Annotated in this window: 25 protein-coding genes; 17 read left to right on the top strand and 8 right to left on the bottom strand. The window is 57.4% G+C overall.

Features of this window, described 5'->3' with window-relative positions; translation table 11 throughout:
- Positions 1-16: 16 nt before the first annotated feature.
- Positions 17-196, top strand: coding sequence for a PA3496 family putative envelope integrity protein (locus tag LOY38_RS06595; protein ID WP_007898493.1), 180 nt, complete (start codon positions 17-19; stop codon positions 194-196).
- 91 nt (positions 197-287) lie between these two features.
- Here LOY38_RS06595 and LOY38_RS06590 read toward each other — a convergent pair whose 3' ends face one another.
- Positions 288-914, bottom strand: coding sequence for a response regulator transcription factor (locus LOY38_RS06590; RefSeq protein WP_258699317.1), 627 nt, complete (start codon positions 912-914; stop codon positions 288-290).
- 169 nt (positions 915-1083) lie between these two features.
- Here LOY38_RS06590 and LOY38_RS06585 point away from each other — a divergent pair, with 169 nt between their 5' ends.
- Together LOY38_RS06585 and LOY38_RS06580 are read left to right on the top strand one after the other, a co-directional pair.
- Positions 1084-1425 carry a hypothetical protein gene (locus LOY38_RS06585; protein WP_258699316.1) on the top strand — a complete coding sequence of 114 codons (342 nt, stop codon included), beginning with the start codon at positions 1084-1086 and terminating at the stop codon, positions 1423-1425.
- Positions 1426-1463: 38 nt separating this feature from the next.
- The gene (locus LOY38_RS06580; RefSeq protein WP_258699315.1) at positions 1464-2045 is read left to right on the top strand and encodes a hypothetical protein; all 582 of its coding nucleotides are present in this window, start codon (positions 1464-1466) and stop codon (positions 2043-2045) included.
- Positions 2046-2219: 174 nt separating this feature from the next.
- Here the strand turns inward: LOY38_RS06580 and LOY38_RS06575 are convergent, their stop codons facing one another.
- Together LOY38_RS06575 and LOY38_RS06570 are read right to left on the bottom strand one after the other, a co-directional pair.
- Positions 2220-3437 carry an argininosuccinate synthase gene (locus LOY38_RS06575; RefSeq protein WP_007938916.1) on the bottom strand — a complete coding sequence of 406 codons (1218 nt, stop codon included), beginning with the start codon at positions 3435-3437 and terminating at the stop codon, positions 2220-2222.
- A 129-nt stretch (positions 3438-3566) separates the two neighbouring features.
- Positions 3567-4475, bottom strand: a complete 909-nt coding sequence (locus LOY38_RS06570; RefSeq protein WP_258699314.1) for an OmpA family protein — start codon at positions 4473-4475, stop codon at positions 3567-3569.
- 157 nt (positions 4476-4632) lie between these two features.
- On the opposite strand from LOY38_RS06570, the gene pyrC reads away from it, so the two are divergent.
- Positions 4633-5679: a dihydroorotase gene (gene pyrC / locus LOY38_RS06565; RefSeq protein ID WP_205887390.1), complete on the top strand. Its 1047-nt coding sequence runs from the start codon at positions 4633-4635 to the stop codon at positions 5677-5679.
- Positions 5676-6353, top strand: a complete 678-nt coding sequence (rnt, locus tag LOY38_RS06560) for a ribonuclease T (RefSeq protein WP_007898509.1) — start codon at positions 5676-5678, stop codon at positions 6351-6353. Before pyrC ends, rnt begins: the two co-directional genes overlap by 4 nt.
- A gap of 196 nt (positions 6354-6549) precedes the next feature.
- On the opposite strand, the gene LOY38_RS06555 is transcribed toward rnt, so the two are convergent.
- Positions 6550-7152 (bottom strand): peroxiredoxin, encoded by a 603-nt coding sequence (locus LOY38_RS06555; protein ID WP_258699313.1) that lies wholly within the window; start codon positions 7150-7152, stop codon positions 6550-6552.
- A gap of 314 nt (positions 7153-7466) precedes the next feature.
- Between LOY38_RS06555 and LOY38_RS06550 the strand changes: the two genes are divergently transcribed.
- On the top strand, positions 7467-7685 hold the full coding sequence (locus LOY38_RS06550) for a bacterioferritin-associated ferredoxin (RefSeq protein WP_258699312.1): 219 nt from the start codon (positions 7467-7469) through the stop codon (positions 7683-7685).
- 200 nt (positions 7686-7885) lie between these two features.
- A complete protein-coding gene (gene bfr / locus LOY38_RS06545; RefSeq protein ID WP_007898512.1) occupies positions 7886-8359 on the top strand; it encodes a bacterioferritin in 474 nt (157 codons plus the stop codon).
- Between the two features lie 197 nt (positions 8360-8556).
- On the opposite strand, the gene grxD is transcribed toward bfr, so the two are convergent.
- The 3 genes from grxD to LOY38_RS06530 all read right to left on the bottom strand — a co-directional run bounded on the left by grxD (position 8557) and on the right by LOY38_RS06530 (position 11529).
- Positions 8557-8898, bottom strand: a complete 342-nt coding sequence (gene grxD, locus LOY38_RS06540) for a Grx4 family monothiol glutaredoxin (protein WP_258699311.1) — start codon at positions 8896-8898, stop codon at positions 8557-8559.
- A gap of 97 nt (positions 8899-8995) precedes the next feature.
- Positions 8996-11104 (bottom strand): molybdopterin oxidoreductase family protein, encoded by a 2109-nt coding sequence (locus LOY38_RS06535; protein WP_258699310.1) that lies wholly within the window; start codon positions 11102-11104, stop codon positions 8996-8998.
- 134 nt (positions 11105-11238) lie between these two features.
- On the bottom strand, positions 11239-11529 hold the full coding sequence (locus tag LOY38_RS06530; RefSeq protein WP_258616910.1) for a hypothetical protein: 291 nt from the start codon (positions 11527-11529) through the stop codon (positions 11239-11241).
- Positions 11530-11934: 405 nt separating this feature from the next.
- Between LOY38_RS06530 and argF the strand changes: the two genes are divergently transcribed.
- Together argF and LOY38_RS06520 are read left to right on the top strand one after the other, a co-directional pair.
- Complete coding sequence (gene argF, locus LOY38_RS06525) at positions 11935-12855, top strand: ornithine carbamoyltransferase (RefSeq protein ID WP_258699309.1); 921 nt, start codon at positions 11935-11937, stop codon at positions 12853-12855.
- Positions 12852-13961 carry an ABC transporter ATP-binding protein gene (locus tag LOY38_RS06520; protein WP_258699308.1) on the top strand — a complete coding sequence of 370 codons (1110 nt, stop codon included), beginning with the start codon at positions 12852-12854 and terminating at the stop codon, positions 13959-13961. The genes argF and LOY38_RS06520 overlap by 4 nt, the downstream gene beginning before the upstream one ends.
- Before the next feature lie 125 nt (positions 13962-14086).
- On the opposite strand, the gene ybaK is transcribed toward LOY38_RS06520, so the two are convergent.
- Positions 14087-14557 (bottom strand): Cys-tRNA(Pro) deacylase, encoded by a 471-nt coding sequence (gene ybaK / locus LOY38_RS06515; RefSeq protein WP_007938929.1) that lies wholly within the window; start codon positions 14555-14557, stop codon positions 14087-14089.
- 369 nt (positions 14558-14926) lie between these two features.
- Here ybaK and LOY38_RS06510 point away from each other — a divergent pair, with 369 nt between their 5' ends.
- The 8 genes from LOY38_RS06510 (at position 14927) to LOY38_RS06475 (ending at position 23746) form a co-directional block, all read left to right on the top strand.
- Positions 14927-15778, top strand: coding sequence for an MIP/aquaporin family protein (locus tag LOY38_RS06510; RefSeq protein ID WP_258699307.1), 852 nt, complete (start codon positions 14927-14929; stop codon positions 15776-15778).
- Positions 15779-15854: 76 nt separating this feature from the next.
- Positions 15855-17360, top strand: coding sequence for a glycerol kinase GlpK (glpK, locus tag LOY38_RS06505; RefSeq protein ID WP_258699306.1), 1506 nt, complete (start codon positions 15855-15857; stop codon positions 17358-17360).
- 95 nt (positions 17361-17455) lie between these two features.
- Complete coding sequence (locus LOY38_RS06500; RefSeq protein ID WP_258699305.1) at positions 17456-18211, top strand: DeoR/GlpR family transcriptional regulator; 756 nt, start codon at positions 17456-17458, stop codon at positions 18209-18211.
- A gap of 331 nt (positions 18212-18542) precedes the next feature.
- On the top strand, positions 18543-20081 hold the full coding sequence (gene glpD / locus LOY38_RS06495) for a glycerol-3-phosphate dehydrogenase (protein ID WP_258699304.1): 1539 nt from the start codon (positions 18543-18545) through the stop codon (positions 20079-20081).
- A gap of 407 nt (positions 20082-20488) precedes the next feature.
- Complete coding sequence (locus LOY38_RS06490; RefSeq protein ID WP_258699303.1) at positions 20489-21403, top strand: glutamate/aspartate ABC transporter substrate-binding protein; 915 nt, start codon at positions 20489-20491, stop codon at positions 21401-21403.
- A gap of 194 nt (positions 21404-21597) precedes the next feature.
- Positions 21598-22344 carry an amino acid ABC transporter permease gene (locus tag LOY38_RS06485; protein WP_007898526.1) on the top strand — a complete coding sequence of 249 codons (747 nt, stop codon included), beginning with the start codon at positions 21598-21600 and terminating at the stop codon, positions 22342-22344.
- Positions 22344-23015: an amino acid ABC transporter permease gene (locus LOY38_RS06480; protein ID WP_258622810.1), complete on the top strand. Its 672-nt coding sequence runs from the start codon at positions 22344-22346 to the stop codon at positions 23013-23015. Before LOY38_RS06485 ends, LOY38_RS06480 begins: the two co-directional genes overlap by 1 nt.
- A complete protein-coding gene (locus LOY38_RS06475; RefSeq protein WP_258699302.1) occupies positions 23012-23746 on the top strand; it encodes an amino acid ABC transporter ATP-binding protein in 735 nt (244 codons plus the stop codon). Before LOY38_RS06480 ends, LOY38_RS06475 begins: the two co-directional genes overlap by 4 nt.
- Positions 23747-23877 lie beyond the last annotated feature (131 nt).

The raw sequence follows: 23877 nt of genomic DNA, 5'->3' as shown, positions 1-23877 counted from the left end.
GCCTGGAGTTAACCTTATGAGCACTGGCAAAGAGCAATTGGACGTAGAAGACGACTTCACCCCCGTTGAGGCCGATGACGCGGAACCGGTGGTGGAAGTGGCAAAGACCAACCTGAGCAAACGCCGCACCATCGACAATCTGCTGGAGGAGCGCCGACTGCAAAAGCAATTGGCCGATTACGATTTTGACCTATGACACCTAAAAGCCTCCCGAAACGGAGGCTTTTTACTAAGTGCCGATCCCCGATAAACGCCCGTTCATCATGCCTCGTCAAACCCTGGCACACTCATACCAGACCATTGCGTTGAGCCAGCTCAATGAGATCGACCAGTGAGCGAGCATTGAGTTTTAACAACAGACGGGTCTTGTAAGTACTAACCGTTTTATTGCTGAGGAACATTCCATCGGCGATTTCCTTGTTTGTCTTTCCTCGCGCCAATTGTTGCAGAACCATCATTTCCCGCCCAGACAGGCGATCCACCATATCGGCTTCACTGGCATTCCCAAGACTCGAACGCACAGTATGCAGCGCTTGATTAGGGAAGTAGCTGTAACCTGACAGTACCGCTTTTATCGCACTGAGCAATTCAGTGAGATCCTGTTGTTTGCAGACATATCCGGCGGCACCGGATTGCATGCAACGCATGGAAAAATGCCCTGGCGCCTGAGACGTCAATATCAATACTTTAAGAGGCATCGCCGCCGATGTCAGGCGCGCGATAACTTCCAGTCCATCCAGTTTTGGCATTCCGATATCCAGAATGACAATGTCCGGCATAAGTTCACGGGCAAGTTGCAATGCATCCACGCCATTGTCTGTTTCTGCAATGACTTCGTAGCCATGACGCTCCATTAGCATACGTACCGCAAGACGAATGACGGGGTGATCATCCACGATCAGCACTTTATTCATGGGCAAGTCCAATTTTCGCTGTTCGAATTTTTAGAGCCCGCACCATAGCCTAGTCGTTTCACCCATGGCATGCCGCCCCCCCTAGCCACTCGCACCGAGAGACATCACCTACAAACAACGCGGATTATTCCTACAAGAAATCATTGCACGCGATGAGCCAGAGACTTTATTGGCCGAACACTTGCTCAACGCCACGACAGTTTCTTTGTATCAATTCACAACAAAAAAAACAAAAGAACAGGGTTCAATGCTGGTAATCCGACACACTTTGGATAATGAGCTACCCTTAAAAGCAACGGGCATTTCCCAGCCTCCCATAACTCAAGAAAAGTTCACACACAGCAACACTTCAACAGCAAAACAAAACAACATCACCTTAAAACAAATAAACAGCTATACCCAAACCAGAAACAATACAGCTACTATAACAACTTCAACCCCACAAAAAAGGAACTCAACACAACAAAAACACACTCACAAACTCGTCATCACCACTGAAACACCCCCATAAGTCAACAGAGAAAAGATAATACCTCATGAGCAGAAAACATGATAAAACTCAAAAAAAGAATCACCACCCCTATGACAATCATTGCGATATTTGCAGCACTGTCCGAAACATCAGCCGCTGTATCCCTTCCCTTCCTCGACAATAAGGAGAGAGAACTCTATGTCTGGTTTTTGATCAGCTTTCCCTTTTATTTGCTTTTTCTTTTCTTCGCCACACTCAACTTCAATTATCGATCGCTTTACGCGCCCTCCGATTTCGAGAAGGAAAAGCATTTTATAAAAGTCATGGATAACGCTGATCACTCGGGAAGCAGCACTTCCAGGGGACAGCCTGAAAGCTCGACCCAACACCATGTGCAGCTGCCTACCCCCCTAAAGGATCTGCACATCATTGACGCACGGTGGATCAACAAAAAAATGGCGTTCAGCGCCTTGATGGAGAGTATCCAGCACCCTCCGGATAATCCCGCACAAGTGATCGTATTTCTCACGTGCGCCGATTCGGAGATATTACTGAAGGAAAACACGCTCAAACATTGGAAACAAATAAAGAAACGCAACAGCGCAGCGTTCTGTATTTCTTACAATTTGAGCTCACATGGCGTAACGATTATGGGCTAGGGTTTGATCTGTCGCGCAGCAGAAGACAGCCCTTGAAGTGAGATCAAAGGCAGGAAGCAGAAGGAACGGTTGGAAGAAACAAGAAGAAAGCGAAACGTAATATGCAGCAGCCCCTTTTCAGAATTGTGGCCTTGTCATCGACAAGGCCACAAATCCATTACCGCATCAAAGGTCTCAGAACAGCTTCCGGCCCTTGTTCGCCGCGATACGCATGCGCAAGGCGTTGAGCTTGATGAAGCCCGCCGCATCGGCCTGGTTGTAGGCGCCGCCATCTTCCTCGAAGGTCGCGATGTTGGCGTCGAACAACGACTCGTCGGACTTACGGCCGGTGACGATCACATTGCCCTTGTACAGTTTCAGGCGCACAACGCCGTTCACATGAGCCTGGGAAGCGTCGATCATCTGTTGCAGCATCAGACGCTCAGGGCTCCACCAGTAACCGGTGTAGATCAGGCTGGCGTATTTCGGCATCAGCTCGTCTTTGAGGTGAGCCACTTCGCGGTCCAGGGTGATCGATTCGATCGCACGGTGAGCGCGTAGCATGATGGTGCCGCCAGGCGTCTCGTAGCAGCCACGGGACTTCATGCCGACGTAGCGGTTTTCGACGATGTCCAGACGGCCGATACCGTGTTCGCCGCCGATACGGTTCAAGGTCGCCAGCACGGTGGCCGGAGTCATTTCGACGCCGTCCAGTGCCACGATGTCGCCGTTGCGGTAGGTCAGTTCCAGATATTGCGGCTTGTCAGGAGCGTTCTCCGGAGAGACGGTCCAGCGCCACATGTCTTCTTCGTGCTCGGTCCAGGTGTCTTCCAGCACGCCGCCTTCATAGGAGATGTGCAGCAGGTTGGCATCCATCGAGTACGGGGATTTTTTCTTGCCGTGACGCTCGATCGGGATCGCGTGCTTCTCGGCGTAATCCATCAGCTTTTCACGGGACAGCAAGTCCCATTCGCGCCACGGAGCGATCACTTTCACGCCCGGCTTCAAGGCATAGGCGCCCAGTTCGAAACGAACCTGATCGTTGCCCTTGCCGGTCGCGCCGTGGGAAATGGCGTCAGCGCCGGTTTCGTTGGCGATTTCGATCAGGCGTTTGGCGATCAACGGACGAGCGATGGAAGTACCCAGCAGGTACTCACCTTCGTAAACGGTGTTGGCGCGAAACATCGGGAACACGAAATCGCGCACGAACTCTTCGCGCAGATCGTCGATGTAGATTTCTTTTACGCCCATGGCCTGTGCCTTGGCGCGGGCCGGCTCGACCTCTTCGCCCTGACCCAGGTCAGCGGTGAAGGTCACTACTTCACAGTTATAAGTATCCTGCAGCCACTTGAGGATCACCGAAGTGTCCAGGCCGCCGGAATACGCCAGAACGACCTTGTTTACGTCCGCCATGCCATCACTCCACGGGGTTCTACGGAAAGCTGTCAAGTCTACCGCTCATGCAGGATAATTTACAGAGGCGCGACAGCTTATGACGACGAAGCGACAGATTATGTCGAGCGAGCGACGATTTCAGCCGGTTCAGGAGGTTGTAGCGCCGCTCGCGGTGGCAGTGGCTTGAGGCGCCGGTTTCTCGGTCGGGGCTACCCGTTCGAGACGTACGGCAACCCGGCGGTTCTTCGCCCGATTGGCAGCGTTGTTGTTCGGCGCCAGCGGATAGCGCTCACCGTGAAAACGCAGTGTGATCTGCGATTCCTGAATACCATTGGCCTTGAAGAAATCCATCACCGCCAGCGCCCTGCGTCGTGACAGTTCACGGTTGATCAGGCGGTTACCGCTGTTGTCGGAATGGCCGTCAAGCTCAATGTGGTTGACCGTTGGATCGGCTTTCATGAATTCCAGCATGACCTGCAACTGGGCCTTGGCCCTGGCATCGAGATCGACGCCTTCACCCGTAAACCCGACCTCGGATTGCTTCACCTGCTCGAAATTCTGCGGCAGCAACTTGGCCACGCACCCCTGATAGTCGCCGTAGGCCTTGCCGAATTTGACCGGCAGCAGCCGGACTTCAGACACCCGACCGTCGCCCGAGGAGTGTCGAACGACCGGGCTGCGACCATCCATCAACCCGCTGATCAGGCGCCCGGCCTGAGCTTGCGAGCTGTTGAACAGCACGTTGCCACTGCCGATTCTCACCGAGCCCAGATTGATGTCGCCACGCCCCGGCTGCCATGGCGCAGCGGCCGCCAGCAGGGTTGCGGACCCCCCTCCGATCATCGAGTTGTAGGCCTTAAGACGAAATGTTGCCTGCTCGCCAGCGCGACGCACGAACTCACCCGAACCGAAATCGGTGATCGGTTGAGTCAGACGGCATTCGAACTTGTCACCTTCGACCGTCCACTCAATGCTCTCCAGACGAGTCTGGAAAGTGAGCGCCATTGCAGGAAGGCTGGCAAACACACTGAGCAAGGCTAAATAACGCTGGCGCACGGGAGGCTCCACTGGCTTCTACAACGAAAAGACCGACACACAGGTTTAGGGCATACCTGTTGGGTATCGGATGCTTGTCGTAAAACTTGATAGCGAGTGCCTGGAAGAGTCTTTTCCGGTAGCATTCCCCTGAGTTTGACCCGCCTGGAATCCCCTCATGTCCGACCGCCTGACCCTGCTGCGTCCCGACGACTGGCACATTCATCTTCGCGATGGTGCTGTGTTGACCAATACCGTCGCGGATGTCGCGCGCACCTTTGGTCGCGCCATCATCATGCCCAACCTGGTACCTCCGGTGCGCAACGCTGCTGAAGCCGATGGCTATCGCCAGCGGATTCTCGCCGCACGTCCGGCCGGCAGCCGCTTCGAACCGTTGATGGTTCTGTACCTGACCGACCGCACCCAGCCTGAAGAAATTCGTGAGGCCAAGGCCAGCGGTTTCATTCACGCCGCCAAGCTGTACCCGGCCGGCGCGACCACCAACTCGGATTCTGGCGTCACCAGCATCGACAAGATTTTCCCTGCACTCGAGGCCATGGCCGAAGTCGGGATGCCCTTGCTGGTTCACGGTGAAGTCACCCGCGGCGATGTCGACGTTTTCGATCGCGAAAAAATCTTCATCGATGAGCATATGCGGCGGGTAGTCGAGCGTTTTCCGACTCTCAAAGTGGTGTTCGAACACATCACCACCGCTGACGCCGTGCAGTTCGTCAACGCGGCTTCGGCCAACGTCGGCGCGACCATCACCGCGCACCACCTGCTGTACAACCGTAACCACATGCTGGTGGGCGGGATTCGGCCGCACTTCTATTGCCTGCCGATCCTCAAGCGTAATACCCACCAGGAAGCCCTGCTCGACGCCGCCACCAGTGGCAGCGACAAGTTCTTCCTCGGCACCGATTCGGCGCCCCATGCCCAGCACGCCAAAGAAGCGGCGTGCGGTTGTGCCGGCTGCTACACCGCTTATGCCGCGATCGAGATGTATGCCGAAGCCTTCGAACAGCGTAATGCGCTGGACAAGCTCGAAGCCTTCGCCAGCCTCAATGGCCCGCGTTTCTACGGCCTGCCGGCGAACACCGATCGCATCACCCTGGTCCGCGACGAGTGGACCGCCCCAACCAGCCTGCCATTTGGCGAGCTGACCGTAATCCCGCTGCGCGCCGGTGAAAAACTGCGCTGGCGCTTGCTGGAGGAACACGCGTGAGTGAAGACCATTTCGATGACGAACAGGACGGTAATGGCGGCGGGGGCGGTTCCCGTCATCCAATGGCAGCCAGGTTCCGGGGTTACCTGCCGGTAGTCGTCGACGTAGAAACCGGTGGCTTCAACTCGGCCACCGACGCCCTGCTGGAAATCGCCGCCACCGTGATTGGCATGGATGAAAAAGGCTTTGTGTACCCTGAGCACACCTACTTCTTCCGGGTCGAGCCTTTCGAAGGTGCGAACATCGAAGCGGCAGCCCTGGAGTTCACCGGAATCAAGCTCGACCACCCGCTACGCATGGCGGTAAGTGAAGAAGCGGCCCTGACCGATATCTTTCGCGGTGTGCGCAAGGCCCTGAAGGCCAACGGTTGCAAACGGGCGATTCTGGTCGGGCACAACAGCAGCTTCGACCTGGGCTTCCTCAACGCCGCTGTCGCGCGCCTGGACATGAAACGCAACCCGTTTCACCCGTTCTCCAGCTTCGACACCGCGACCCTCGCCGGTCTGGCCTACGGTCAAACCGTATTGGCCAAGGCCTGCCAGGCAGCGGACATCGACTTCGACGGACGTGAGGCACATTCGGCTCGCTACGACACCGAGAAGACGGCTGACCTGTTCTGCGGCATCGTCAATCGCTGGAAACAAATGGGTGGCTGGGAAGACTACAACGACTGATCCGTCACTAATCTGTGGCGAGGGAGCTTGCTCCCGCTGGGCAGCGAAGCGGCCCCACTCTCTTCCTGAAAGAATGGGACTGCTGTGCAGTCCAGCGGGAGCAAGCTCCCTCGCCACAGGTGAACAGCATGGGTTTATCCCGCCCATAAAAAAACCGGCCTCTCTGAGGCCGGTTTTTTATTGCCGGACGCCTGGCTTACAGCGCAGCAGCATTCTCGGTCAGGTAAGCCGCAACGCCTTCTGGCGAAGCGTTCATGCCTTTGTCGCCTTTTTTCCAGTTGGCAGGGCAAACTTCGCCGTGCTCTTCGTGGAATTGCAGAGCGTCGACCAGACGGATCAGCTCTTCCATGTTACGGCCCAGTGGCAGGTCGTTGATGATCTGCGAGCGGACAACGCCTTTGTCATCGATCAGGAACGCGCCACGGAAAGCCACGCCGCCTTCGGACTCAACGTCGTAGGCCTTGGCGATTTCGTGCTTCATGTCGGCAGCCATGGTGTAACGAACCTGGCCGATGCCGCCATTGTTCACCGGGGTGTTGCGCCATGCGTTGTGGGTGAAGTGAGAGTCGATCGAAACGGCGACCACTTCAACGTTGCGTGCCTTGAAGTCAGCCATGCGGTTGTCCAGAGCGATCAGCTCGGACGGGCAAACGAAGGTGAAGTCCAGTGGGTAGAAGAACACCAGGCCGTATTTGCCTTTGATGGCCGAGGACAGGGTGTAGCTGTCTACGATTTCGCCATTGCCGAGTACGGCCGGTACGGTGAAGTCAGGGGCTGACTTGCCTACGAGTACGCTCATTGGATATCTCCTGGTGTAATAACGTTGAAGAACAGGGTTCATGCCAGCCTGTCACCCTCGAGCGACAGCCCTGTGACACGAACCTCCTTCGCAAAAGGCCGACCATCATACACCGCGTTTTTCGCCTGTCCTTAGCGGTTTTTTTCAGACGGGCAAAATGGCCGCCGCTATATTTTCTTCACAGGCGCGAGAGCAAACCGTTCGTCAGTCACAGGCCCTTATGACGAAAAGCCTTCAGAAACCACTTTGACAATCATTCTCGTTAACATTAAGATCCATCGCAATTGAGTCACAACCAGCGACGGTTCTCACTTATGTATGTCTGCCTCTGCACTGGCGTCACCGACGGTCAAATCCGCGATGCAATCTATGAAGGTTGCTGCAGCTACAAGGAAGTCCGTCAGGCTACCGGCGTAGCCAGCCAATGCGGTAAATGCGCCTGCCTTGCCAAGGAAGTGGTCCGTGAAACACTGGGCAAACTGCAAACGGCCCAGGCAGCGATCGCCTACCCCGTAGAATTTACCGCTGCATAACTACCGTATTTCAAAGAACCGGACTTGATGTCCGGTTTTTTTATGTCTGAAAATCAATCGCTTAGGCCCTAGACGCGGAACACAAACATTCTTATTCCGATTAATTTTCATTTAAGTTTCAATAACTTAGGTTTGACACTGTTAATTACGCAGCTCAGACTCTGCCTGATATACAGCGAATACAGGGCAGGACTCCCATCATGAAAGGCGACGTTACAGTCATCCAGCATCTCAACAAAATCCTTGCCAATGAGCTGGTCGCGATCAATCAGTACTTCCTGCATGCGCGCATGTATGAAGATTGGGGCCTGAACAAGCTCGGCAAGCACGAGTACCACGAATCCATCGATGAGATGAAGCACGCTGACAAGCTGATCAAGCGCATCCTGTTCCTTGAAGGCCTGCCGAATGTCCAGGACCTGGGCAAGCTGCACATCGGCGAACACACCAAGGAAATGCTTGAGTGTGACCTGAAGATCGAACGCGACGGCCATGCCGATCTGAAAGTCGCTATCGCTCATTGCGAAACCGTCGGCGACTTCGGCAGCCGTGAACTGCTCGAAGACATTCTCGAATCCGAAGAAGAACATATCGACTGGCTGGAAACCCAGCTGGGCCTGATCGATAAAGTCGGTCTTGAGAACTATCTGCAATCGCAGATGGGCGAAGAGTAAGTTAGCACCCGCTAACCTCGAGACAATAAAAAGCCCCGCTCTCTTTTAAAGAGGCGGGGCTTTTTAATGACCGAATTTCAGGCTCACCCTGGAACAAGTGAGGGAGCGAGCTTGCTCGCGAAAGCGGTAGGTCAGTCAACCAATCTGTTGAATGTTGTACCGTCTTCGCGAGCAAGCCTGCTCCCTCACTCAGCGAATCAGGCGTCGGTCTTGTTGGCAGCAGCAGCTTCAACAGCGGCTTTGATCGTCGCTTGCAACGAACCGTCAGCAGACATTTCAGTCATGATGTCGCTACCACCGACCAGCTCACCACCGACCCACAGTTGCGGGAAGGTTGGCCAGTTGGCGTACTTTGGCAGGTTGGCGCGGATTTCCGGGTTCTGCAGGATGTCCACATAGGCAAACTTTTCGCCACAGGCCATTACAGCCTGAGCGGCTTTCGCGGAGAACCCACACTGTGGGGCATTCGGCGAGCCTTTCATGTAAAGCAGAATGGTGTTGTTGGCAATCTGCTCTTTAATCGTTTCGATGATATCCATGGAGCACCTCGGCTGAACTTTCCGACTCAGTGGTCGGCACGGTGGCGCATTGTAACGGAAACCCGAGCGCCATGCTCGGCCTCCCCGACAGTCATGTTCATGCCGCCGCCACGGTCACCGGCACGCCGTTCAGCGCCGCGTTGCCCGACAACTCATCGAGTTGACATTCGTCAGTCAGGTCATTGGCGCTGGAACCTGGCTGGCCACTGGCAATCGTCATCTGCACGCCCGACCGCGCATGACCCCAACCGTGAGGCAGGCTGACCACACCTTTCATCATATCCAGGCTGGCGACCACTTCAACCTCGATCACGCCAACCCGCGAACTGACGCGCACCCGCTGCCCATCGCTGAGCCCCCGGCTGGCGAGGTCGTCCGGGTTCATCAGCAGTTGATGGCGCGGTTTGCCCTTCACCAGACGGTGATAGTTGTGCATCCATGAATTGTTACTACGCACATGACGGCGACCGATCATCAGCAGCTCATCGGCGGCCGGTGCTTGTAGCGCCGCGAAGCGCGCCAGATCGGCGAGGATCTCGACAGGCGCTGCCTGGACTCGTTGATTGGCGGTCTTCAGGCGTGGCGTCAGGTTGGGTTTGAGCGTGCCGAGATCGATACCGTGAGGGTGATCGAACAAGGTCGCCAGTGACAGCTTGTGTTCCGAAGCGTCGCCATACAGCCCCATCCGCAGCCCCCGATCGATCATCTGCGCCGGCGCGATGGTCGGTTTCAGCTCCTTGCCGATCTTCGCCGCAAAGGCTTTGGCCAGCCCCACGAAGATCTCCCAGTCATGCAGCGCGCCTTGCGGCTTGGCGAGAATCGCCCGGTTGAAGCGAGTGACGTTGCGCACCGCGAACATGTTGAAGGTGGTGTCGTAATGATCGTTTTCCAGCGCCGACGTCGACGGCAGGATCAGGTCGGCATAACGCGTGGTTTCATTGATGTACAGATCGACGCTGACCATGAACTCCAGTCCGTCCAGCGCCTGCTCGAGTTGTCGGCCATTGGGCGTGGACAGCACCGGATTACCCGCAACGGTGATCAGTGCGCGGACCTGCCCTTCCCCTTCGGTGAGCATCTCTTCGGCCAGTGCCGACACCGGTAACTCGCCACCGTATTCAGGACGCCCGGACACGCGGCTTTGCCACAGATTGAAATGACCGCCCGAAGTAGACGCTACCAGGTCCACCGCAGGCTCGGTGCATAACGCACCACCCACCCGATCGAGGTTGCCGGTGACCAGATTGATCAGTTGCACCAGCCAATGACACAGGGTGCCGAAAGCCTGGGTCGAAACGCCCATGCGACCGTAGCAGACCGCAGTCGGAGCTGCCGCGAAGTCCCGCGCCAGTTGACGAATCTGTTCGGCGGGCACTGCGCACAACGGGCTCATGGCTTCGGCAGTGAAGGTGACGATGGCCTGACGCATCTCATCCAGACCATCGACCGGCAAATGACTGTCGCAGGTCAGGCCTTCGGCAAACAACGTATTAAGCAGCCCGAACAACAGCGCCGCATCGCCACCGGGGCGCACGAACAGATGCTGATCGGCAATCGCCGCCGTTTCGCTGCGACGCGGATCGACCACCACCACTTTGCCGCCCCGGGCCTGAATCGCCTTGAGGCGCTTCTCTACATCCGGCACGGTCATGATGCTGCCGTTGGACGCCAGTGGATTGCCGCCCAGGATCAGCATGAAATCGGTGTGATCGATGTCCGGGATCGGCAACAGCAAGCCGTGGCCGTACATCAAATGACTGGTCAAGTGATGGGGTAACTGATCGACCGACGTTGCTGAAAACCGGTTACGGGTTTTCAGCAGACCGAGAAAATAATTGCTGTGGGTCATCAGCCCGTAATTGTGCACGCTGGGATTGCCCTGATAGACCGCCACCGCATTTTGCCCGTGACGTGCCTGAATCGCCGCCAGGCGTTCGGCTACAAGGGCGAAGGCGTCTTCCCACTCAATGGGCTGCCATTCGCCACCCACACGCCGCATCGGCTGCCGCAGGCGATCCGGGTCGTTCTGTATGTCTTGCAGCGCGACCGCTTTGGGGCAGATATGCCCACGGCTGAAGGCGTCCTGAGGATCCCCCTTGATCGAGGTAATCTGTACACCGCTGCCTTCGACCTCGGTGGTTTCGATGGTCAGACCGCAGATGGCTTCACACAGGTGGCACGCACGGTGATGGAGAGTCTTGGTCATGGCCAGTCTCTGTTTTGTTCTGGGCGGGCAATATCGGCCGCGGGAACAAAACTATGGCGCGCGACTCACCCCTTTGCCAGCGACGTTCGTCTTGTGAATCGGTGACTATCAGGCCAGCCGATGGCAGCAAGGGATCAGTTCGATGGCAGACTCGGCGGCGCCTGCAACTGGATCTCCTCGATGGTTTCGATCTGCTCGTGGGCAACATGCACGCCGGTGAGCTCGCCGATCAGTCGCCAATGCTCGTCGAGCCCGGCGCTGATGGTGGCCATGCGGTCGATCATGCGCCGGCCGGCCACCTTCGTGACTTCGTCTTCACTACGCAACAATTCGAAAGACATCGAGGTCATGGAAGCAGTGAGGTGGGTCAGGGAGCGTGCCGTAAGGCCAAGTAGCTCCATCAACAGCTGTTCTTTCGATTCCATTCCAAAGGCTTCCTGCGTCGCTCGTGCCTTAGTTATAACCCAGCACTTTGCTTTAGCAAATATTTCGGACAACACACATTGCCCGCCAGAGGCTCGAATGACAGGTCAAAAACCGACCGTCAACGCATCGCTTACGCCCCGTTTGATTGCCAAGCCCGACGGGGCCGGTGTACAAATGGTCAGCTACTGTCAGGAAACAGGCTTCAAAAGCGCTACTGCGGTCACCCCGTAGCCCCTCTGAAATCCCCCAACACCGTAGCCCATTGGAAAAACGCGACATTTAATGTCAATATCGCGCCTTCCCCTATTTCGTCGCCCCGTGCGGCTTACGCCGCAGGTCTCGCCCGTTTTTCAGTTAAACAAGGCTTTGAGTATCTGCGGTCTGTTGCAAAAAGGTAGTCAATGATGAGCGCAAGGCACTTTCTCTCCCTGATGGATTGCACGCCCGAAGAGCTGGTCAGCGTGATCCGTCGAGGCGTTGAGCTCAAGGACCTGCGTAACCGCGGCGTACTGTTCGAGCCGTTGAAGAACCGCGTCCTGGGGATGATTTTCGAGAAGTCCTCGACCCGCACCCGTATTTCGTTCGAAGCCGGCATGATCCAGCTCGGTGGTCAGGCGATCTTCCTGTCGCCGCGCGACACCCAACTGGGCCGTGGCGAGCCGATCGGCGACTGCGCCATCGTCATGTCGAGCATGCTCGATGCAGTGATGATCCGTACCTTTGCCCACAACACTCTGACCGAATTCGCTGCCAACTCCCGTGTGCCCGTCATCAACGGCCTGTCCGATGACCTGCACCCGTGCCAGTTGCTGGCCGACATGCAAACCTTCCTCGAGCATCGCGGTTCGATTCAAGGCAAGACCGTGGCCTGGATCGGCGACGGCAACAACATGTGCAACAGCTATATAGAAGCGGCGATTCAGTTCGACTTCCAGTTGCGCATCGCCTGCCCGGAAGGTTACGAACCCAATCCTGAATTCGTGGCCAAGGCCGGCGATCGGGTGACCATCGTCCGCGATCCGCAGGAAGCCGTGCGCGGCGCACACCTGGTGAGCACCGACGTCTGGACCTCCATGGGCCAGGAAGAGGAAACCGCCAAGCGCCTGAAGTTGTTCGCACCGTTCCAGGTCAACCGCGCCCTGCTCGACCTGGCCGCCCCGGACGTGCTGTTCATGCATTGCCTGCCAGCCCACCGTGGCGAGGAAATCAGCCTCGACTTGCTTGACGACCCACGCTCGGTGGCCTGGGATCAAGCCGAAAACCGTCTTCACGCACAAAAGGCCCTGCTCGAGTTCCTTGTCCCGCCGTCGTATCACCACGCATGAGCCAGCCATTACTGCTGAACCTGCGCAATCTCGCCTGCGGTTATCAAAACCAGCGGGTTGTGCAGAACCTCAACCTGCATTTGAATGCCGGCGATATCGGTTGCCTGCTGGGGTCTTCGGGCTGCGGCAAAACCACCACCCTGCGAGCGATTGCCGGTTTCGAACCGGTGCACGAAGGTGAAATCCAGCTGGCGGGCGAGACTATCTCCAGCGCTGGCTTCACCCTCGCTCCGGAGAAACGTCGCATCGGCATGGTGTTCCAGGATTACGCGCTGTTTCCGCATTTGAGCGTGGCCGAGAACATCGCTTTCGGGATCCGCAAGCATCCGCAAAAGGATCGCGTCACCGAAGAGTTGCTTGAACTGGTCAACCTGAAAAACCTCGGCAAGCGCTTCCCCCATGAGCTGTCCGGCGGCCAGCAGCAACGTGTCGCCCTGGCCCGCGCTCTGGCGCCGGAACCGCAACTGCTGTTGCTCGACGAACCGTTCTCCAACCTCGACGGCGAACTGCGACGCAAGCTCAGCCATGAAGTACGCGATATTCTCAAGGCGCGCGGCACCAGTGCGATTCTGGTGACCCACGATCAGGAAGAAGCCTTCGCGGTCAGTGACCATGTCGGTGTTTTCAAGGAAGGTCGCCTGGAGCAGTGGGACACCCCCTACAACCTCTATCACGAGCCCCTGACGCCATTCGTGGCCAGTTTCATTGGCCAGGGTTACTTCATTCGCGGTCAGTTGAGCAGCCCGGAGTCGGTGCAGACCGAGTTGGGCGAACTGCGCGGCAATCGTGCCTACACCTGGCCGATCGGTGGCGCCGTAGACGTGCTGTTGCGGCCGGACGATATCGTCTACGCGCCGGCCAGCCCTCTGAAGGCGCAGATTATCGGCAAGAGTTTCCAGGGTGCATCGACCCTATACCGCCTGCAATTGCCGACAGGCGCGCAGTTGGAGTCGATCTTCCCGAGTCACGCCGATCATCTGGTCGGTGCTGAAGTAGGCATCCGGGTAGCGGCTGAACACCTGGTGCTGTTCCAGGCCTCCGGCAGCACGGCGGCGCAGATTCCAGCGGTCGAGTCCAGTGTCCGGCGCTACAGCCCCGCCAGCTGAACCACCGCTAAAAGATCGCCGCCTTCGGCAGCTCCTACAATGCAACGCGTACTCCTGTAGGAGCTGCCGAAGGCTGCGATCTTTTCGGCTCATCCCCACCAATCTTCCCCCTAGGGGCCTTCTGCTCAGGCGCGACCGATATCGGCGAACTTCGCCTGGGTGTGTTCAGCCAGCACAGCGGGCGCCAGCTCGACTTCCAGACCGCGCCGTCCGGCGCTGACGAAAATGCTGGAAAAAGGCTGAGCCGAATGATCGATAAAAGTACGCAGACGCTTCTTCTGCCCGAGCGGGCTGATGCCGCCTAACAGATACCCCGTCGAACGCTGTGCGGCAGCAGGATCGGCCATTTCGACTTTTTTCACGCCAGCGGCCTGCGCAAGTGCCTTCAAGTCAAGACTTCCGACGACCGGTACCACTGCCACCAACAACTCCCCCTTCTCGCTGGCCGCCAGCAACGTCTTGAACACCTGCGCCGGGTCCAGGCCCAGTTTCTCCGCAGCCTCGAGACCATAGGACGCTGCCTTCGGATCATGTTCGTAGCTGTGCACGCGATGTTCGGCACGAACTTTTTTCAACAAATCCAATGCAGGGGTCATGGCAGCTCCGGGCCAGGCGGCAGAAGAAAAATACTGCGCCGGATTCTAGGTCATTGATCAACAAAAGGCTCTATTGCCGCGCCGTTTCAAAGGTTTGGCCGCACCTTCGACCACTCGTCCGCAGCCAGCCTGCCACGTGAACGATGCAATCATTCACGTGACTAGTAGTTGATTTGTGACTGACGGTTCACTTTCGACCTTTGACAGCAGCGTTTCTTGTCTATATTTTTTCGAATCTGAATATTGTACGAATGTCTCACCACAGCACCCGGCAGTAAGCCGAGCACAGGATGGGGATCCTGCCTCGGTGGAAATCGCGCTTTGGCCATGATGAAAGAAGCGCCAGACAACAACAAAAAAGAGGTTTCAATGACAACTGCTTTACAACAACCGTCGCTCTCGAGCCAATGCATGGCCGAGTTTCTGGGTACTGCATTGCTGATATTTTTCGGCACCGGATGCGTTGCCGCGCTCAAGGTGGCGGGTGCCAGCTTCGGTCTATGGGAAATCAGCATCATATGGGGGGTTGGCGTCAGCATGGCGATCTACCTCACCGCCGGCGTTTCCGGCGCGCACCTCAACCCGGCCGTGAGTATTGCGCTGAGCATTTTCGCTGACTTCGAAAAGCGTAAACTACCCTTTTATATCTTCGCCCAAGTGGCCGGCGCCTTCTGCGGGGCCTTATTGGTTTACACGCTGTATAGCAGCCTGTTTTTCGATTTCGAACAAACTCACCAAATGGTTCGTGGCACCGAGGCCAGCCTTGAGCTGGCCTCTGTGTTCTCCACCTTCCCCAACCCTGCCCTGTCCACGGCCCAGGCCTTTTTGGTCGAAGTGATCATCACCGCCATCCTGATGGGCGTGATCATGTCGCTGACCGACGACAACAATGGCCTGCCCAACGGGCCAATGGCGCCGTTGCTGATCGGCCTGCTGATTGCCGTGATTGGCAGCTCGATGGGCCCGCTGACCGGTTTTGCGATGAACCCGGCGCGTGATTTCGGCCCTAAATTGATGACTTTCTTTGCAGGCTGGGGTGAAATTTCCTTCACTGGCGGTCGCGACATCCCGTACTTCCTGATTCCGGTTTTTGCACCGATTGTCGGTGCCTGCCTCGGTGCTGCCGCTTATCGCGGGCTGATTGCCCGTCATCTGCCCAGCGTCATACCTGCTACAAAGAACGCAACACCGGCCATTGACGGCAAACCAAGAACGTCTTGAAACCGTTGGCGCGTGATCCTGCCCATTGGGTCCCGCGCCTGACTTCACTTTCCTTATTTCGTCCAAGGCAATCGACATGACCGACATTCAGAATAAGAACTACATCATTGCCCTCGATCAGGGTACGACCAGTTCCCGCGCGATCATTTTCGACCGCGACGCGAACGTGGTTTGCACTGCCCAGCGTGAATTCGCACAGCATTACCCACAAGCCGGCTGGGTCGAGCATGACCCGATGGAAATCTTCGCCACCCAAAGCGCCGTGATGGTCGAGGCCCTGGCCCAAGCCGGCCTGCATCACGACCAGGTCGCGGCCATCGGCATCACCAACCAGCGCGAAACCACCGTGGTCTGGGACAAGACCACCGGTCGCCCGATCTACAATGCGATCGTCTGGCAGTGCCGGCGCAGCACCGAAATCTGCCAGCAGCTCAAGCGCGATGGCCACGAGCAATACATCAGCGACACCACTGGCCTGGTCACCGACCCGTACTTCTCCGGCACCAAACTCAAGTGGATCCTCGATAACGTCGAAGGCAGCCGTGAGCGTGCGCGCAACGGTGAACTGCTGTTCGGCACCATCGATAGCTGGCTGATCTGGAAATTTACCGGCGGCAAAGTGCACGTCACCGACTACACCAACGCCTCGCGCACCCTGCTCTTCAACATCCACACGCTGGAGTGGGACGCGAAGATGCTGGAAGTCCTCGACATCCCGCGGGAGATGCTGCCGGAAGTTAAATCGTCGTCCGAAATCTACGGCCACACCAAAAGCGGCATCGCCATTGGCGGCATTGCCGGCGACCAGCAGGCTGCCCTCTTCGGCCAGATGTGCGTCGAGCCAGGCCAGGCGAAAAACACTTACGGCACCGGTTGCTTCCTGCTGATGAACACCGGTAACAAAGCGGTGAAATCCAAGCACGGCATGCTCACCACCATCGCTTGCGGCCCGCGCGGCGAGGTGGCCTATGCGCTGGAAGGTGCGGTCTTCAATGGCGGCTCCACCGTGCAGTGGCTGCGCGACGAGTTGAAAATCATCAACGACGCCCACGACACCGAATACTTCGCCAACAAGGTCAAGGACAGCAACGGCGTGTATCTGGTGCCGGCCTTCACCGGCCTGGGTGCTCCCTACTGGGACCCGTATGCTCGCGGCGCGCTGTTCGGCCTGACCCGTGGTGTACGCGTGGATCACATCATTCGTGCCGCGCTGGAGTCGATCGCCTACCAGACCCGCGACGTTCTGGACGCCATGCAGCAAGATTCCGGCGAACGCTTGAAGGCCCTGCGCGTAGACGGTGGTGCAGTCGCGAACAACTTCCTGATGCAGTTCCAGGCCGACATCCTCGGTACTCAGGTCGAGCGTCCGAAAATGCGCGAAACCACGGCACTGGGCGCGGCTTATCTGGCGGGTCTGGCCTGCGGCTTCTGGGGCAGCCTGGACGAGTTGCGCGGCAAGGCAGTGATCGAGCGCGAGTTCGAACCGACGCTGGACGAAACCGCGAAGGAAAAACTCTACGCTGGCTGGAAAAAAGCCGTCAGCCGCACTCGCGATTGGGAACCGCATGAGGGCGCTGAATAAGCCAAGCTGAGGGTTCGTATCAGCATGTAACTGGCAGGGAGTGGATTCGTGCGGCATGATGGGCGAATTTTGCATGGCAGCCCAAAGGAAGCCCCATGAATCTGCCTCCCCGTCAGCAGCAAATCCTTGAACTGGTCCGCGAACGCGGCTATGTCAGCATCGAGGAAATGGCTCAGCTGTTCGTCGTTACACCGCAAACCATCCGCCGTGATATCAATCAGCTGGCGGAAGTCAATCTGCTGCGTCGCTACCACGGCGGCGCGGCCTATGATTCCAGCGTCGAAAACACCGCCTACGCCATGCGCGCCGATCAGATGCGCCATGAAAAGCAGCGTATCGGCGAAGCCATTGCCGCTCAGATTCCCGATCACGCCTCGCTGTTCATCAATATCGGCACCACCACCGAGTCCATCGCTCGGGCGCTGCTCAATCACAATCACCTGAAGATCATCACCAACAACTTGCATGTGGCCTCAATGCTCAGTGCCAAGGACGACTTCGACGTCCTGCTGACGGGCGGCAACGTAAGGCGTGACGGTGGCGTGGTGGGTCAGGCCAGCGTCGACTTCATTAACCAGTTCAAGGTCGACTTCGCCCTGGTCGGTATCAGCGGCATCGATGAAGATGGCAGCCTGCTGGACTTCGATTACCAGGAAGTGCGGGTATCCCAGGCGATCATCGCCAACGCCCGGCAGGTGATTCTCGCGGCCGACTCCAGCAAATTCGGGCGCAACGCCATGATTCGACTGGGGCCGATCAGCCTGATCGATTGCCTGGTCACCGATCAGCAGCCTTCGCCGGCCTTGGCGCAGTTGTTGAGCCAACACAAGATTCGGTTGGAAGTGGTTTAACCCCTTTCTAAAACAGCGCGCTCCCTGTGGCGAGGGAGCTTGCTCCCGTTCGGCTGCGCAGCAGACGCCAATCAAACAACATGTTCTTCCTGACATACCGCGGTTGCCGGTTTTAGGGCCGCTTCGCAGCCCAGCGGGAGCAAGCTCCCTCGCCACAGAAGCACTCCCCACCATCACTAAATGTTCGAAAATTTTCCTTTAGCCGCCCTTCGATCAGTATTTTCAATCGAAGCTCGCTGGCTGTGGGCGTCTTTATGGGCTAATATTTTCGCAAACGAACATAAATGTTCGAATTCAAATATAGAAATCCAAAAAGCCCCGAGGCCAGCCGATGCCCACTTCTACCTTGCCTACGCCCCCTCTCGCCGAGGTTTACGATATCGCCGTCATCGGTGGTGGAATCAATGGCGCGGGGATCGCAGCGGATGCCGCCGGCCGCGGCCTTTCGGTGTTCCTTTGCGAAAAGGATGACTTGGCCAGCCACACCTCGTCGGCCAGCAGCAAGCTGATCCACGGCGGCCTGCGCTACCTCGAACATTACGAATTCCGCCTGGTGCGCGAAGCCCTGGCCGAGCGCGAAGTGCTGCTGGCCAAGGCGCCGCACATCGTCAAACAGATGCGCTTCGTGCTGCCACACCGCCCGCACCTGCGTCCGGCCTGGATGATCCGCGCCGGCCTGTTCCTTTATGACCACCTCGGCAAGCGGGAAAAACTCGAAGGCTCGAAAAGCCTGAAGTTCGGCCCGGACAGCGCGCTGAAAAGCGAAATCACCAAAGGCTTCGAATATTCCGATTGCTGGGTCGATGACGCACGCCTCGTCGTACTGAATGCCATGGCTGCCCGCGAGAAAGGTGCCCACGTTCATACGCAAACCCGCTGCGTCAGTGCCCGCCGCACCAAAGGCCTGTGGCACCTGAACCTGGAACGTGCCGATGGCAGCCTGTTTTCGATCCGCGCCAAGGCGCTGGTGAACGCTGCCGGCCCATGGGTGGCCAAGTTCATCCGTGACGACCTGAAGATGGAATCGCCATATGGCATCCGTCTGATCCAGGGTAGTCACCTGATCGTGCCGAAACTGTATGAAGGCGAACACGCGCACATTCTGCAAAACGAAGATCAGCGCATCGTCTTCACCATTCCGTACCTGAACCACTTCACCCTGATCGGCACCACAGACCGCGAGTACACCGGCGACCCGGCAAAAGTTGCGATCACCGAAGGCGAAACCGATTACCTGCTCAAAGTGGTCAACGCCCACTTCAAGAAGCAACTCAGCTGCGACGACATCCTGCACAGCTATTCCGGCGTTCGTCCGCTGTGCAACGACGAATCCGACAACCCGTCGGCCGTCACCCGCGACTACACCCTGGCCTTGTCGGGCAGTGCCGAAGAAGCGCCGCTGCTGTCGGTGTTCGGCGGCAAACTGACGACTTACCGCAAACTCGCCGAGTCGGCGCTGGCGCAACTGGCCCCGTACTTCACGCACATCAAGCCAAGCTGGACCGCCAGCGCTACCCTGCCCGGCGGCGAAGACATGACCACCCCGCAGGCGTTGAGCTCGCGGGTCCGCGACAAGTTCGACTGGGTGACCACCGAAATCGCCCGTCGCTGGGCCACCAGCTACGGCAGCCGCACCTGGCGCATGCTCGAAGGCGTCGAAAAACTCAGTGACCTGGGTGAACACATCGGCGGCGGCCTCTACACCCGCGAAGTCGATTACCTGTGCAGCGAAGAATGGGCGACCACCGCGCACGACATTCTGTGGCGCCGCACCAAGCTTGGATTGTTCACCACCCTGGCGGAACAGGAAAAGCTCAAGGATTACCTGAGCAAGGTCGAACAGAACCGCAGCAAGATCGAAGCGGCCTGATCGGGAATCCGGTTGAACGAAAGCCCCTGAATTTCACGATTCAGGGGCTTTTTTGTCTGGAAGATCAAAAGATCGCAGCCTTCGGCAGCGCCTACATTAGATCGGAATGCACTCGAACCCTGTAGGCGCTGCCGAAGGCTGCGATCTTTTGCATTCGGTTTTCCGAACGCGACTTGTCGGTCGATTCGGTTAACCGGATTATCCGCTAGCAAAAAATCACGCCATGAATATTTAATATCCTTATAAATCAATACTTTGATCTGTTTCACCTGGCCTGGCACGAGTCATGCTCTACACTCTTGGACGAATGCCTGTTGCGCCCCCCTTAGGAGCCGGCAAGCATTCGAAGCACAAAAAAGGGCCGATGAACTGGCTCCATATATAAAAACAATGTCGAGGAAAATTTGATGCGCATCGTTCCCCATATCCTGGGCGCAGCCATTGCTGCCGCTCTGATTAGCACTCCAGTTTTCGCTGCCGAACTCACCGGCACACTGAAGAAGATCAAAGAGTCCGGCACCATCACCCTCGGGCATCGTGACGCTTCCATTCCGTTTTCCTACATCGCGGACGCTTCCGGCAAACCGGTTGGCTACTCCCACGATATCCAGCTGAAAATCGTTGAAGCCATCAAGAAAGACCTCGACATGCCCAACCTCCAGGTCAAATACAACCTGGTGACCTCGCAAACCCGTATCCCGCTGGTGCAGAACGGCACCGTGGACGTCGAGTGCGGCTCCACCACCAACAACGTCGAGCGTCAGCAGCAAGTTGACTTCTCCATCGGTATCTTCGAAATCGGCACCAAGCTGCTGGCCAAGAAAGACTCGCCTTACAAAGACTTCACCGACCTGAAAGGCAAGAACGTCGTGACCACCGCCGGCACCACGTCCGAGCGCATTCTCAAGTCGATGAACGCCGACAAGCAGATGGGCATGAACGTGATCTCCGCCAAAGACCATGGCGAATCCTTCCAGATGCTGGAAACCGGCCGTGCCGTGGCGTTCATGATGGACGACGCCTTGCTGGCCGGCGAAATGGCCAAGGCCAAGAAGCCGGATGACTGGGCCGTGACCGGCACACCACAATCGTTCGAAATCTACGGCTGCATGGTCCGCAAGGGCGACGCACCGTTCAAGAAAGCCGTCGACGATGCAATCATCGCAACCTACAAGTCGGGCGAGATCAACAAGATCTACGAAAAATGGTTCATGGCGCCAATCCCGCCAAAAGGCCTGAACCTGAATTTCCCGATGAGCGAAGAGCTCAAGGCTCTGATCGCCAATCCGACCGACAAAGCGGCTGACGAAAAGAAATCCTGATTTCTGACTAACCTTATCCCCTGAGAAGGCCTGCGCCCTTTCAGGGGGTTGTCACTCCCTGCTGGCTTTTTTGGAAACACTCGAACCGGTGGTTGTCGAGCCGCTCGTGTGTGCCTGAACTTCAAGGTTCGGGCGGGAACGGAGCTTCCCCAGGCGGGCATTTGTAAATCGAACGAATCCGAGGGGAGACCCTAATGAATTACAACTGGGACTGGGGCGTGTTCTTCAAGTCCACCGGCGTGGGCAGCGAAATTTATTTCGACTGGTACCTCTCCGGTTTGGGCTGGACCATCGCCATTGCCGTCGCAGCCTGGATCATCGCGCTGCTGCTGGGCTCGATTCTGGGCGTCATGCGCACGGTACCGAATCGCATCGTATCGGGCATCGCGACCTGCTACGTCGAACTCTTCCGTAACGTACCGCTGCTGGTTCAGCTGTTCATCTGGTACTTCCTGGTGCCCGACCTGCTGCCTGCGGACATCCAGGAGTGGTACAAGCAGGATCTCAACCCGACCACCTCGGCCTTCCTGAGCGTCGTCGTGTGCCTGGGTCTGTTCACCACCGCTCGGGTTTGCGAACAAGTGCGCACCGGTATCCAGGCGCTGCCTCGCGGCCAGGAATCCGCTGCCCGCGCGATGGGTTTCAAGCTGCCGCAGATCTACTGGAACGTGCTGCTGCCCCAGGCTTATCGCATCATCATTCCGCCGCTTACCTCGGAATTCCTGAACGTGTTCAAGAACTCCTCCGTAGCGTCGCTGATCGGCCTGATGGAGCTGCTCGCGCAAACCAAACAGACCGCCGAGTTCTCCGCCAACCTGTTCGAAGCCTTCACCTTGGCAACGCTGATCTACTTCACGCTGAACATGGGCCTGATGCTGCTGATGCGCGCGGTCGAGAAGAAAGTCGCCGTACCGGGCCTGATCTCCGTAGGGGGTAAATGATGGAATTCGACTTCTCGGGCATCATCCCTTCCCTGCCGGGCTTGTGGAACGGCATGGTCATGACCCTGCAACTGATGGCGCTGGGCGTGATCGGCGGGATCATCCTCGGTACCATCCTGGCGCTGTGCCGTCTGTCCCACAGCAAACTGCTGTCGAACCTGGCCGGCGCGTACGTTAACTACTTCCGCTCGATCCCGCTGCTGCTGGTCATCACCTGGTTCTACCTCGCGGTGCCGTTCGTACTGCGCTGGATCACCGGCGAAGACACCCCGATCGGTGCGTTCGCCTCGTGCATCGTGGCCTTCATGATGTTCGAAGCGGCGTACTTCTGCGAAATCGTCCGGGCCGGCGTGCAGTCGATTCCCAAGGGCCAGATGGCGGCTGCCCAGGCCATGGGCATGACTTACGGCCAGATGATGCGTTTGATCATCCTGCCGCAAGCGTTCCGCAAGATGACCCCGCTGCTGCTGCAACAGAGCATCATCCTGTTTCAGGACACCTCGCTGGTTTACGCGGTGGGTCTGGTGGACTTCCTCAATGCTTCGCGCGCCAGTGGCGACATCATCGGCCGCTCCAATGAGTTTTTGATCTTCGCCGGTTTCACATACTTCATCATCAGCTTTGCCGCCTCGCAGCTGGTCAAGCGTCTGCAAAAAAGGTTTGCCGTATGATCTCTATCAAGAATGTCAACAAGTGGTATGGCGACTTCCAGGTACTGACTGACTGCAGCACCGAGGTCAAAAAAGGCGAAGTGATCGTGGTGTGCGGGCCATCCGGTTCCGGAAAATCCACCCTGATCAAATGCGTCAACGCGCTGGAACCGTTCCAGAAAGGCGACGTGATCGTCGATGGCACGTCCATCGCCGACCCGAAAACCAACCTGCCGAAACTGCGTTCGCGCGTCGGCATGGTGTTCCAGCATTTCGAACTGTTCCCGCACCTGAGCATCATCGACAACCTGACCATCGCGCAAATCAAGGTGCTGGGCCGCAGCAAGGAAGAAGCCACCAAAAAAGCCCTGCAACTGCTTGAGCGCGTAGGCCTCTCCGCCCACGCCAAAAAGCACCCGGGCCAACTCTCCGGTGGTCAGCAACAGCGTGTGGCGATTGCCCGTGCGCTGGCGATGGACCCGATCGTCATGCTGTTCGACGAACCGACCTCGGCGCTGGACCCGGAAATGGTCAACGAAGTACTCGACGTGATGGTGCAACTGGCCCACGAAGGCATGACCATGATGTGCGTGACCCACGAAATGGGCTTCGCCCGTAAAGTGGCGGACCGGGTGATTTTCATGGACGCCGGCAAGATCATCGAAGACTGCAAGAAAGAAGAGTTCTTCGGCGACATCAACGCCCGTGCCGAGCGTACACAGCACTTCCTCGCGAAAATTTTGCAGCACTAAGCAATACACCGCTCCCCAATGTGGGAGCGGGCTTCCTCGCGAAGAGGCCATCACATTCAGGATCCATGTTGGCTGACACACCGCTTTCGCGAGCAAGCCCGCCCCCACAGGGGGTCAACGGGTATATGGAT

The organism is Pseudomonas sp. B21-015, assembly GCF_024749285.1.
Classification (GTDB): domain Bacteria; phylum Pseudomonadota; class Gammaproteobacteria; order Pseudomonadales; family Pseudomonadaceae; genus Aquipseudomonas.
The sequence above is the reverse complement of the archived record's forward strand: the minus strand, read 5'-3'. Positions and strand labels throughout refer to the sequence as shown.